Source organism: Chitinophaga dinghuensis (assembly GCF_003259435.1).
Classification (GTDB): domain Bacteria; phylum Bacteroidota; class Bacteroidia; order Chitinophagales; family Chitinophagaceae; genus Chitinophaga; species Chitinophaga dinghuensis.
Genome location: NZ_QLMA01000008.1, coordinates 249,865 through 262,926 on the forward strand (window position 1 = coordinate 249,865; position 13,062 = coordinate 262,926).

A 13,062-nucleotide genomic window follows, 5' to 3' on the forward strand; every position below is an offset into this window, starting at 1 on the left:
AATGAAAAAAGTAATTGATGAATACTCGCTTTTAAAAGCGACTGGAATTTTTTGTGACTCGCTTCCCAAAAGCCTGGTATCTCCTACGCAATTATCGTTATTGAAAAAGGCAGCAGATTTTTTCCCACCACTTCTCAGATTCGGATTGGAATGTCGTCTAACCAACGATGAACAAGTAGACCTCCAACTATGTATACGCAGGGATGAGGACGATCTGCCCGCAATTCACAATTGGTTTCAGAACAAGTTTACCGAAAATCAGGAACAGGAAAAGATTCTGCTTTTCTTAAAAACCTGGGCCGATAAATCATCATCTTATTACAGGAATATTGCTGAAGTTTTTTTGGAACTGGATGTTCTCCCATCTGGCATAGAAGCACCATTGCTATTTTTCCAGTTGCAACCTGGTATTTCAGCAACGCAAAAGAAGAATTTTTGTTTTTCCCTATTAAGCGAGATATTGGGAGAAAGACAATCGTTTTTAAGTCTCTTCGAAAAGGTCCTCTATGCCTGTCCAGACCCGGCATTCATCGCATATTTAGGAATCATGTTTTCCAGAGATATGGAAGTGCTGCGGATAAACATCAAAAAATTGCCTTTTACTGCCGTCGCTCCATTTTTAAGAAAATTGGACTACGCCTGGACGGGACCTGCACTCGACCAATGGATATCATTTATATACAGTCATGCTGACCGGGTAACCTTATGCATAGATATTGGGGAAAATGTGCTCCCAAAAATCGGCTTTGAATGTTCCTGGAACGAACAGCCCCCAAAAGAAACATATTGGCGCTTTTTCATAGAAAAGCTCAATTCATCCGGCCTTTACTCAAAGGAAAAAATAGAAGACATTTTAAACTGGGACAAAGAGATTTTCCCAGGAGAAATGGAGGATTGGCCGGAACATTTATGGATAGAGTCCTTGAGGAAACCAGAAAATGAATTTACAATCCTGAAGAAGGAGATCTCTCATCTAAAATTATCATATTGTCCCGATAAAGAAATAGAATTGAAGGCATATTTAGGTTATGGAAACCTATGGAAGTCTAAAATTAATAGTTTAAATGAAAAACCGTCAGCGCTGATCTCCCCCCTTACTGTCAACCAGGCTATCAACAATGGAGTCGATTATTTATTATCAAATCAGCAACAGTCAGGATGGTGGAAGGATTTTTATACTTACCCGGGAGAAAGCGATGAGTGGGTAACCGCTTATATTGCCTATCATCTGGCCCGCATAAAGTCTCCTAAAACCAGCGAAGCCCTCCATAAAGCCTGGGAAATATTACAAACCCGCTACAGAAAAAATGAAGGCTGGGGGTATAATGTTTTGATGCAGGCGGATGCGGATAGTACTATATGGACTTGGCTTTTTGCAAATACAGCAGGATTCGCATGTGAATTTCCAGAACCTGGTATTGACATAATGAATAAGTATTCCACCCAAGATGGAGGCATCATTACTTATACGCCAGATGGACCAATTGGGCAGGATAGCAGAAATCGTGATGCAGCGTGCTTTCATGGCTGGCAGATACCGCATCTATGTGTTACCGCAGCATGCGCGTTAGCAGGGAGACAACGTGCTATTGAATACTTACTGGATCATCAGAATACAGCAGGATACTGGTACAGTTATTGGTGGGATGGCCCCGAATACGCTACAGCCCTAAGCGTGGAAGCCTTATATACTAATGATGCCCATAAATATGAAAAAGCAATTGAGCTTTCAGTAAACTGGGCTTGTGAAAGCGCTCGAAAAGAACTGGATAGGCTCGTTCCAAACGATTTTAAAATTGCATTCTTGCTGAGAATAATACTTTGTTCCCACAACAAAACGAAGCATCAAATATTAATAAACGCAACGCTAAATTACCTCATCAACACTCAACAGCCCTCCGGGTACTGGAACTCTTCCGCCGAACTAAGAATTCCAAAATTTGATGATACTAATCACGAGAAAGGAGAAAATGTATTCATAAATAAAGATCATAAAAGGAATTTCACTACTATTACTATATTGGATGCTTTAATTAAATATGATGAGTTTAACGTTTCTTAGTTACATATAAATATAGAACCCTGCAAGATTTGACAGGTATAATTAAGGGAATAGTCCATACGGGCAAGGTTGTTCTGGACAAATCATTTAAATTGGGAATTAACCGAAATAGTTGTGTTTTCAAATAAAATTCAATCTTTTCTTTGAAGGTTCGGTTCAAATTTGAGAGCCTCCTCCTCCTGCTGTAAACCTCAAGACCACTTCGGGTTTCTGTGGCCGTGAACAGTTTGTATGCGGCCACGGGAATATTGTTAGAGGGAAGTTGCAGCCCAATTATATCCTCCAGTGCATTCATTCCAGACCATAATAAAGCTGAAAATTTGTATTTTTCAAATTGTAAGTTTACTTCATTCCAATCCAGCTGACCTGGAGAAGACTTGACAATACAAGCCAGGTCAATCAAATATTTATATTTCATCAAAGGCTCTCTAATCAAATGATGAGAGGCTACGCATAAAAAATCATAGGTTGGAGTTAAACCAACATGCACGGTTCCATCAGCAGCACTAAAAGACTGTAGGTTTTGTACAAATTGGTCATACTCCCAGCATGGTCCATAATAATAGTCCAGCAGTTTCCATTGAAGCTCCACTGAACAAGTTACCCCTATCTTGTTTTTGGGCGATTTATAGGAGAGTTCTCTAAAATACCGCAGGATGAACTTAATCTGATGTTCTGATATATTAATTTTGGGCTCATATCCATTCTCATAAAGATACTTTCTTAATAGAGGGAGATCTGATTTATTAACTAACAAATCTACATCTGAACTTTCTCTTAAATGTGGAGCTTTATAATATCGTTTAGCCAGTGTATATCCTTTATATGGAATGACCCTGATATCCAATTTTTCAAATGCTGTCATTAATTGGGTGATCAAACCTGCCTGGTAATCGCCTAACAAGGCAATCCCCATTGTGTCCTTCTTTAACGCATCATGGATTTGCTGATCGATAGTTATCTGAGCATCAGTAATAACTTCATTTATAAAGCTTCTAATATCATTATACGTAATAAGCTTATAAAATAACTTCCAGTCAACGATCTCTTTATTCAGAAAATCACGTATTTCATCAGAATGCTGTGTACCAAAGTATAAACGCGTCAATAAGATAACCAGTATTTGTTCATTTGTGTAGGTACTCTTCAGGGTAGGGATATTCAGCATACAAGATTATTAATAAGACAAATTATTCACTGTCGGGAGTACTTAAGCCAACGCATATCCCAATCAATTTGAAATGCTTTTTTAAGTTCCTCCACGGAACAAGGAAGATTTTCCTGCACAGACATATCAGCCAACTCTCTAATGGTTCTGATAGTTTTTAGATTTTCGTTTTCTTTCCCCCGAATCTGATGAATAACTTTTAAAGCGTTTTGGATTGACACTTATCTTTATTTTTAAATATGCCTCTAAAATAACTGGCTTTTTGTTTTCAGTCTTTTATTATCTCTGACATGTAATATACAAATCTGAGTATAACGCATTCGCTAAAATTCAGTTTGGTAGTATACTTGGTAATTCTTCTAAAACCATAGGTTGAAAATTTACATCAGCTCTAAGTATGAAATTATTTGAGGTTAGATAATGCTTTTTGTATCCTTTCAGACTCGCTTTATAGGAAATCTCCCTTCAATTGGCAAAAAAATAGCCGCTTAAATCCTACGATTCAAGCGGCTTTAATTCCTTTGATTTTCTGTGATCCCGTTGGGACTATATCAAAAGCTCTATCAGAGCCACTTTTCACGGTTTTAAAAGCTTGTGTATCCGAATTTGTATCCTTCTGGAATAGCTTACTTTGTGCCGGATTGTAAAGAACTTATAACCAGTACAAATATACGAAAAGCCCCGCTGAATCAGCACAAAACACACCAAAACTTATTAACAGTAACACATGCTTTATACACGTCTGATACGGGTTTCAGACTAATACCATCCCTATAGTAGAAAATCCGTGACCAGGTGTTGATCTATGCCGGTATGCTGGCAAAACTCCAATACAGTTATCATGTCTCCCCGCTTTTTCCCGGTAGCCTGCCGGATCTGCTGTAAAATCTTCCTGGATGTGCGCTCACTCCTACCGGTAATGTTCATTACATCTTTTGCATAAATCACTATGCGAGTAGGTACTATTTTATGTGATTTCGGCATAATCGGAATGGAAATTTTGTAGGAATAGTTACTGGCTTTAGTTTGGTGGTTGTATTCAAATTTACAGCATCCTGCGCAAGATGTGAGCTTGTTAGGCTTGGCTATGTGAAAGCCTTTATCGTTAATCCAAAATTGTGTTTTATGGCAAAACAAGGTGGAATTATCCCATTAAAAGGCACGATAGGTAACATTACCTTCTATAAATCGAAAGCCGGAAATTTAGCCAGGGAAAAAGGTGGTGTTGATGGTAAAAGAATCGCTAATGATCCAGCGTTTGTTCGTACTCGTGAGAACGGGGCAGAGTTTGGACGTGCCGGAAAAGCAGGAAAGCTGCTCCGTACCGCTATCCGTCCGCTACTGATGAATGTTGCCGATAGTTATGTAACAGCAAGGCTGACACGTACAATGGTGAAGGTTATCCAGGCGGATGCTACTAACATAAGAGGTCAGCGTAACGTTATCGATGGCGAAGCAGAACTACTGAGAGGCTTTGAGTTCAACAGTAATGCCCGATTAGGATCAACCCTCTTTGCTACCTACACGGCTGTTATTGATCGCGCTGCCGGCACTGCTACTGTAAATATTCCTGTCTTCGACGCAATGAAAATGGTTGCCCCTCCTACAGGAGCTACACATTGTAAAATCAGGGTCGGCGCCGCTGCAATTGACTTCGAAGCTGAAACCTTCGTTAGTGGCAGTACTGATTCATCAAATTTCGCACTTGTGCCCAGTCCTCCTGTAGCACTAAGCCTTAGTGTAACACTGGCCCAAAATGGTGCGCACCCGATTTTCCTGGTCCTGGGAGTGGAATTCTTTCAGTTGGTTAATGGAAGCCTTTACAGTCTTCGTAATGGTGCCTTTAACGCATTGTCGATGGTCGAGGTATCAGGTATGCCAGTAGACCCAGACACTCCGTAAATATTCAGGAAGAACCCTGATCTTGTTCACCCTTTAATTCAATTGTATGAAACTTACACAAAGATTTGCGGCACAAACGCCCCCTTTTTTCAGTAAGGTTAGAAATATAGGTTTAATCCTGACCGCCATCAGCGGTGCATTAATGGGCGTTCCCGCGTTACCTGTCATCATCGCCAAAATTGCTGGTTACCTGGCCGTTGCCGGTACCGTAATGAGTGGTGTAAGTCAGGCAGCAGTTCACAACGAAGAAGGGGGTTAAAATTCCTCCAAAAAAGCTTGTCCATAAGGTGTGGTTACCTACAGGATTTGTTTGGTGTGTTGTTCGGCCTTCGCGTCTGCGAGGGCCTTTTTATTTCATGATGGATTCGAGTTTGGATTTGGCAATAAATGCATCGATAACAGCCATTAAATATTCCTGATCCTTTAAGGATAATTTTTCAAGGCTTTCGAGCTTCTCAAATAGCAGTGGCGATAATTTGGATGACGTCTCGGATTCAGGATTGATATTTCTAACCAGGTAATCAAGCGATACGTTGAGAGCGTCTGCCATCTTACCAGCAACGTCGATTGAAGGAGCAGTTACATCTCTTTCGTACTTACCAATCATAATACGAGTTGTGCCAATAGCCGCGCCTAATTCATCCTGTGTTAAATCTCTTCGTTTTCTTGATATACCTAATCTTTCACCAAATGACATAAATAATTGATTTTATTAAAAATAGGATTTAATAGTAAAAATGTAACAGATAGGAAGGTGATACATACAAAAACATATACATATGAATTCATGTCATAAATGTTTCCTTTAGGGTTCTTTTAGAATAAATAAGGAACATTTATGACAATTAAATGACTCATACTATATCAAAAGAATCCTTTTAGATTTGTTTTAATGAAACAAATAGGATACATTTGTACTATAAAATAATCTAAAAAAAGATTCTTATGGAGTACAAAAATCGATTCGGTAAAGTACACTACAAGTCAGTACCAAGAGATACTTATTATAAATCGGTGCCCTGGCTGAACCTTTCTGGCGTTTGGCTTGAAAAGGTAGGATTTGATATTGGTGATAATTATCAAATTGAGGTTAAAAATAATTCTCTGGTTATCACCATAGTACAAAAAGCTCCAAAACCAGAACCTTTCAAATAGGGCAACAAGTTAACCCATATCATTAAAAACCTTAGTTAACCCACATTTATGTTAAATATCTATACTGACACCTCAGTAATTGGAGGGTGTTATGACAAAGTATTTCAGGAACATAGTTCTGAATTATTTGAGCAATTCAAAGCAGGTACTAACAGACTCGTATTATCTGATCTTGTAAAGGTAGAACTCGAACTGGCAGGGCCTTTAGTCATGAGTAAACCTGATGAAGTTCCTCAGCATTTCAAAATTGAGATTAAAACAACTGATAAGGCAAATGAACTGGCGAAAACCTACATCAGTCATGGCGCTTTAACCAATAAGAGCTTTAATGATGCCTTACATATCGCGTTAGCCACTTTGAATAATGCCGACATATTAGCGAGCTGGAATTTTAAACATATTGTTAACCTTAACAAGATAAAAATGTATAATTCCATTAACTTGCAATTAGGATATCGGACAATTGAAATTCGAACACCAAGAGAAATTTTAAAACCTTCTTTACCATGAAGAAAAACAAACCATACAATGCAGTGAAAGAGGCTCGAAAAATTAAGGAAAAATTGAGCCTTAAATATTATGGCAACTTTGAGCTTTTAATGAAAGACCTGAAAGAAGCAAGCGAAAGATATAACCTAAGAACCAAACAGGCGTAATAGCCTCTTACCTCCACCTCTTCCCATAACCTTAATAATCAGATTATCATTTTAACCACCTGCCTTTCATGGTAAGGAGAGCGGGAATGTTATTGATTTTATGGTACCAGTCAGGCCCCGGCTGTGGGGCCTTGATTGGTGGGGATGTTGTTTTTACGTGGGTTCTGTCTTTGGCGGAATTCCAATCACGGATATACGGCACCCTGTCGCTGGCAGATGATTAACCGTTTTCTTTTTCCTGTCAGGACTTTCCGACAGGGGTAACAGACCAATTTCGTTTATGCCTCTTGGTTATCAATTATGGAAATCAAACGCGGTAAACGTCTGCGGGTATAGATGATGGGTTACAAATGCTTAGCCTATAGCCTGCCGGTGGTCAAAGATCAAAAGTCGAATCTTATTCTAAAGCTGCTCCCATCATCTATTCACGCAGACGCCGCGCGATTGTAGACTGTTGACCAGGGTACAAAAGCTCAGGTTCGCGCACCCTTATTCTACCGCCCTACCCGCACGGCTAAACCACAGGGCAAACGATACCTGCGGAAACCCTATAAACCCAACCGCTCCAATCATACGCTACTATCATATACAGGCCTTTCATAAAAAATTTTGACAAAGAAAAAAGGGAAAAAAAGAAAGCCATCTCCCCGGAACAAAAAATGAAAGAAAAAAATGCGTAGCGTAGACCTTTTATTGTAACAGCTATTTTTTTCTTTCACTTTTTTTTGTTCCGATCTTTGCTTTCCTTTTTTCAATTTTTCTTTGTTCAAATTTCGATCTTCCCTACCATCTCCCGTTTTTGTCTCCGCTGTTATCGTCGAGCCGTTGGGGTTATTGCGTCCAGGCAGGACTCTTGTAATGATCGTAGATAAATGGAGGCCGTCCGCCCCCGCCGCCCATTCGCCCCCGGCCGCTGGTGCGAGAGCTGAACGCAGCCCAAAGCGAAGCCCCGAAGCGAAGCGTAGGGGCAAGCGATGGGCAAGTGAAGCGGAGCACCAGCAGGCCGCGCCTTCGACAAAATAATGGCCGGGAGCGGAGCGGACGGCAAAATCAAAAATGAAAGGCCGGGGGCGACAGGCGGGGGGCGGACAAAATGGGCAGCGTAGGGATTGCGGGCAGCCGAGGAGGCCATTTATTGAAAGAAACGAGCAAGACCGGGAGCTGCCCGAGCGTAGGCTGAAGGAGCGCAAAAAGGGTGACAGGCCGGAGTGCAGCCCCGGAGCGAAGCGTAGGGGCTAACGGAGGACTGGCGCCCTTTTTGCCGACTGAGGCCGAAGCGAGACCTATAAACCCGCTTAGATCTACAATTCACTTATTGCGCGAATAGAAATCTATAGATCTTCACAGAAATAAAATCATTAGATGAATGATAGTTATATTTGAAATAATGGCATTACAAAACATCTTCATAAATGTTAGAAAAACATAATTCACATCTTTGATAAATCATACTATTCAATCTTTACGTATTAGATATCCAGGAGGTGATGCTTTGAATTTAATGCCATCCTTATTATCAGATATAAAATCAAATTTTTGTGCTTTGTCAAGTGACATCAATGGAATGTTAACAACGTGACTATTGAACATTCTTTGCCCTAGGTATTTATAAATAGTCCGTTCATTCGCATCGTTATATGGAGATACCGCCAAAGTACCGCCATAATGACCAGTATTACAAATTATAAGGTTACAGTAAAGCAATCTAGTCAAGGATTCCGCCATCGCAAAATAAGTATTCAGATCTTTATTTAATGAGATTACAAATAAATGATGAATTTGCCCTTGATAGATGGCCATTCGCTCGATGTCAAATATATCGGAACATATCATTATTCCAAAATCTCCTAACTCAGAGGATTTAAATATATACATATTTTGTTCCGGCTCCGGATAACATACTCCTAAACCTACTATTCCCTTACTGAACATACTCCGCTCCATATAAGTGAAATATGTTTTTCCAAACTGCATTGCTGTGAGCTTTAGCGATGGCTGCCCAGTATTTATTTCATTGGGAAAACATATTATTCCTCTATTGTGAATCCGGTTTCTATTTACAGAACTGGACTGAAAATCTATCCCACTAATTATCACAACACCATGTTTTTTACTTAGTTTCTTTATTGTTTGAACTCTTGAAACGGGTAGATGAAGTTCAGGTATAAGTATGATATCTGGTCTTCCATCAACTTTAAGCATCTCTATTAAGCCTGTTTTAATCTCTCCCCACACACGTTCGGCCGATACCGAATCAATATTTAAGGAAAATGGTGCTGCTTTCTTCCATGAAGTATCTGGGTTTATCACAGGCTGAATCATGCCTATCTTTAAGTACTCCTTCGTGTATTCCTTCATAATGTATTAAAAAAGGTGGTCTTAGATTTATTAAGATCGTCAATATCAATGTATTTAAGCTGTCTAGGTTCGCGATTAACTACATTCCATTGAGCATTTTCAAGTCTAATTTGAATTTTCTCTAAGAATAAAACGTAATCTTGAAGCCCCTTTATTTTAGAGCCATCACCAAGTTTTATAAAATCATGCTGATAAAAAATATCTCCAAAATCAACCTTGGAGAATATAGCATCTAATAGAATTCTCAAATCAGACGACAACGCCTCCTTTTCAATTGTCATATAAGCATTACTGTAAAGCTGATCTATGAAATTAATTTTATTTGCTGCAGAAGGCCAATTGAAAGACTTTGACAATAATTTAATTAAAAGAATAGAAAGCCCTAATACACTAGGTATCTCCTTGTTTCCCATAAAAATATTTACAGTACTTCTCCAATTTGTCGTAATTGGGAAATATCGATGATCATGAATAAACTCACTTTCTGGGGCCAAGGTAATTGGATGATCAATAACCAATTTTTTCCATGTAGCCCAATTGTGATGACTAATATCACTCCATTGCTTAGGGATTAAATAGTTAGCTGGATGAAGATAATGGTAATTCTTTCCAGAAATCCCCGAAAAGACATCCTTATGAGTTTCATTTGCTTGTATTAAGAGATTACCTATCTGTCTAATTATTTCAAGCAATGACCACTCAGTTAATCTTGGATCTAGCCAATATTTATTGTCACTCTGAGCAACAGTATTATTTAACCATCTATCCAATCCTATAAAGTCATTTTCATTTCTTGCAAAAATATTCTCTAGGGTCGCATAGTAATGAATATATTTTTCAAAAATTTTCGAATCTCCATATTTACTTTCATAGAACAAATCGTATGTATATCCACAACTTTTTATAAGGTTTAACATCTCTGAGTGATAGTCTATTTTTGACCCATTTATTTCAGTAATAAAACTAATAACCTCCTGTAGTTTGGTTTCTGATATAAGTCGAGGTGAGAGTGAAAGAATGCTCCATGCGAGAGGAGAATTTAGGTCGACAGAATTGCCATATTTTAAAAAAAAATCATCTCTTCCCTTCCAGGTTATTCGAGACAAATAGTACCACAGTAATGTCACGCTATATAAATCTTGAACGACTTTTGACTTCTTTTTTGAGAAGGAATAAACTACGCCTTCTAATTTTTTCTGGAATGGCATTAATCTCTGAGCAGCCGTGCTACTAAAAAAAATGCCCAGTTGATCAACAACAAACTTTCTCGATGACAAGAAATTAATCTCTGATTGGCGATAGAATGGGTAATTGTTTGAAGGAGTAGAATATCTTTTTATTTGTAAATTGAGAGTGTTAGTTATAAACTCAGACGAGCAATAACGTTTCCAGAAAAGGGTTTGATCAAAATCAATTTCCTGAAACGCCATTTCCAGCCTTACTTGAATATTAGTTATGCAATAAGCTGTCAGATACGCAATACTACGAGGATGAATTTCACATTTTTTAATCAAATCAAGAATTTTCTCCAAACCTGGGTATCCGGTATGAAAACAAAATTCAATGCATCTTTTCCAAAGCTTAACCTTGTCCGGATTTTCTTTAAGTGCTTTCAGAAGTAGTTTAAAAATAGCTTCATGTCTCATTTGAACAACTCTGACCTCTGCCGAAAATCTTTGAATGATGAATTCTATTGCAGCTGCTTCTCTAATGCGACTTTTAATTACCTCTAATGCCTCTTTCTCCTTTGGCAAGTTTTTTTCGTTATTATATAGACCTTTGTAAATGGAATAAACATTTTCTTTATTACTTTCATAGTTTGGGTCAACAGCATTGAAATTTGGTTTTATCTCCATGGCTAATCTGCATAACCTACTTGATGCAAATGACATTTTGGTATCCTTTCTAATTTCAGTCGCCGGAAAATCAGTAATAAGAAGATGCTTTAGGTCTACTTCTAAATTATCAATATCATCCTCATCTAACAAATCAAAGTCAATATCGTTGATATGTGATACCTTCTTCAACGTATTGGTCATTAGTGGACTCGGAAACTCCACATCGAGCTCTATATATTTTCGATAGCCTCTATTAGTTGTAAAACCCTTGTTTTTATCATACTTAATAGCGTTTGCAGGCTCAATTTTACTACTCTGAAAATTCAACGTATGATTTAACTCATTGATTTTATTGTGATAAAAATTCAGAAAAGTTAACAGTGCTTCCGCAGATTGACTTATTACAACGTGATCATCAACATACTTAAATACAGCTACTTCTCTATTTTCATTTATATACTTATCAACAGCACGATCAAGATCAATTACAGCAGCATTTGCTAGAAATCCACCTACCACTAAACCTGTAGGTATTCCATTATAATTGACAAAATCTTGTAAATTGAAAAATGCTTTATTTTGCAGGTCCTTTTCATTCCATCCGGTTATATTCAATGGAAATGACAACATCCTTCTCATAGTTTGGAGAATCAATGTGACATCATCCCTTTTTGTTCCATCCTCGCGAATTAAACAGGATTCAATATTTTCCAATATTTTCTGAGAATCAATGGAAGGAAAGAATGTCTCAAAGTCCAATCCAGTCCAAACTAGTTTGGGATATTCCCCAACTTTCCAAAATTCTTTTTTCAGATATCTAACACCTTTAAACCCTGTGATTTCGGCTTGTTCAAATATTGCTAATTCCTTTTCATCATCAATATCTGTTTTTTTAAATTTACTTGTTTTTGCAATAGTTTTAATAGTAAGGGCAATGTGCCTTTTATATAACGGCCAGCTTTGTCCCCATTTTCTATATACATATCTAGATGTATTTTTAAATGAACCCTTTTTTAGAACTTTTCTTTCCTTAGTGCCTGATTCATTTTCAAACCATACAGGTCTATACAATCTATTCCCATAGTTCCAGTCCGGCATTTCATTTTCTACATGCTCCGCAATAATATTCACAAGCGCCATCCAAACCAACTGATCATCGAAATGAATATTATAGTATGGTCTAATACGTTTAGTTCCATTTGATCGACTTTTCTTGGGAAACGGTAAAGGTTCGATTGGCCTTGGCAGGTATTGGCCAATTTTTAAGGATTCGATTAAATCGTGTATTCTCTTCGGAAGGGTTGCTTCATATTCAGCTAACAAAATTGGGTCATACCACTCATTAAGCTGTCTTATGTAAAAGCTTATTTTTTTGAAAGCAAGATAGAAATTTTCTTTGTCTAGGAATTGGTCATCTAGTCCAGGCATAGGGTTATGCTTATGATATTAAATAGTTATTGAGATAGATTTATTATCAATATATAGAAAATATATCACCTTCAAGCAATTCCTTTTGTGAGGTAGCAAAGAATAATTGACATTTCAACTCTAGATAATGACAATCCTGATAAAAGGAAAAGCATTTGAAAACTAAAATTATTGATTTGTATCAGTTTCAAACGTGTCAAATAGACAGAATAGTAATCCGCCACAACAGTCTAAATAATATAAATTAATGTAAATTAATGATTAATACATTGATACATTTTTACATTTTTAATGTCGCTTTCCTATCAGCATAATATATCAATAATGACAATCTTTACTGACTCATTGTCACGTGAAAAATTTTTCGTAAGAAATTTATCATGTTAATAAAAGCTAAAACTAGATGAGAGGCCCTACTGTCATGCAGTTGTCTTATGGCACATTTTTATATATAAAAACATATAACACAAATATATAATCTATCACCCGTCTCGG

General features: G+C 37.7%; 11 protein-coding genes. 6 read left to right on the plus strand and 5 right to left on the minus strand.

Annotated elements, in window-relative coordinates; translation table 11 throughout:
* Position 1: 1 nt before the first annotated feature.
* Positions 2-2,062 carry a prenyltransferase/squalene oxidase repeat-containing protein gene (locus CLV59_RS22790; RefSeq protein WP_111594389.1) on the plus strand — a complete coding sequence of 687 codons (2,061 nt, stop codon included), beginning with the start codon at positions 2-4 and terminating at the stop codon, positions 2,060-2,062.
* Here CLV59_RS22790 and CLV59_RS22795 read toward each other — a convergent pair.
* Complete coding sequence (locus tag CLV59_RS22795; protein WP_111594390.1) at positions 2,049-3,230, minus strand: nucleotidyltransferase family protein; 1,182 nt, start codon at positions 3,228-3,230, stop codon at positions 2,049-2,051. The two genes, CLV59_RS22790 and CLV59_RS22795, sit on opposite strands and share 14 nt — an antisense overlap.
* Positions 3,231-4,001: 771 nt before the next feature.
* Positions 4,002-4,214: a hypothetical protein gene (locus tag CLV59_RS22805; RefSeq protein ID WP_211324015.1), complete on the minus strand. Its 213-nt coding sequence runs from the start codon at positions 4,212-4,214 to the stop codon at positions 4,002-4,004.
* 141 nt (positions 4,215-4,355) lie between these two features.
* Here CLV59_RS22805 and CLV59_RS22810 point away from each other — a divergent pair, with 141 nt between their 5' ends.
* Both CLV59_RS22810 and CLV59_RS22815 read left to right on the plus strand, forming a co-directional pair.
* The gene (locus CLV59_RS22810) at positions 4,356-5,132 is read left to right on the plus strand and encodes a hypothetical protein (protein ID WP_111594392.1); all 777 of its coding nucleotides are present in this window, start codon (positions 4,356-4,358) and stop codon (positions 5,130-5,132) included.
* 46 nt (positions 5,133-5,178) lie between these two features.
* The gene (locus tag CLV59_RS22815; RefSeq protein ID WP_111594393.1) at positions 5,179-5,391 is read left to right on the plus strand and encodes a hypothetical protein; all 213 of its coding nucleotides are present in this window, start codon (positions 5,179-5,181) and stop codon (positions 5,389-5,391) included.
* A 90-nt stretch (positions 5,392-5,481) separates the two neighbouring features.
* On the opposite strand, the gene CLV59_RS22820 is transcribed toward CLV59_RS22815, so the two are convergent.
* Positions 5,482-5,829, minus strand: coding sequence for a helix-turn-helix domain-containing protein (locus tag CLV59_RS22820; RefSeq protein WP_111594394.1), 348 nt, complete (start codon positions 5,827-5,829; stop codon positions 5,482-5,484).
* Between the two features lie 248 nt (positions 5,830-6,077).
* Between CLV59_RS22820 and CLV59_RS22825 the strand changes: the two genes are divergently transcribed.
* From CLV59_RS22825 to CLV59_RS29005, 3 genes are read left to right on the plus strand one after another with little or no spacing between them, the layout of a single operon-like run.
* A complete protein-coding gene (locus CLV59_RS22825; RefSeq protein WP_111594395.1) occupies positions 6,078-6,287 on the plus strand; it encodes a SymE family type I addiction module toxin in 210 nt (69 codons plus the stop codon).
* A 48-nt stretch (positions 6,288-6,335) separates the two neighbouring features.
* Positions 6,336-6,797: a PIN domain-containing protein gene (locus CLV59_RS22830; RefSeq protein ID WP_111594396.1), complete on the plus strand. Its 462-nt coding sequence runs from the start codon at positions 6,336-6,338 to the stop codon at positions 6,795-6,797.
* Complete coding sequence (locus CLV59_RS29005) at positions 6,794-6,943, plus strand: hypothetical protein (protein ID WP_170137885.1); 150 nt, start codon at positions 6,794-6,796, stop codon at positions 6,941-6,943. Before CLV59_RS22830 ends, CLV59_RS29005 begins: the two co-directional genes overlap by 4 nt.
* Before the next feature lie 1,455 nt (positions 6,944-8,398).
* Here the strand turns inward: CLV59_RS29005 and CLV59_RS22845 are convergent.
* The gene (locus CLV59_RS22845) at positions 8,399-9,265 is read right to left on the minus strand and encodes a carbon-nitrogen hydrolase family protein (RefSeq protein WP_170137886.1); all 867 of its coding nucleotides are present in this window, start codon (positions 9,263-9,265) and stop codon (positions 8,399-8,401) included.
* 32 nt (positions 9,266-9,297) lie between these two features.
* Positions 9,298-12,567, minus strand: coding sequence for an RNA-directed DNA polymerase (locus CLV59_RS22850; RefSeq protein WP_111594400.1), 3,270 nt, complete (start codon positions 12,565-12,567; stop codon positions 9,298-9,300).
* Positions 12,568-13,062 lie beyond the last annotated feature (495 nt).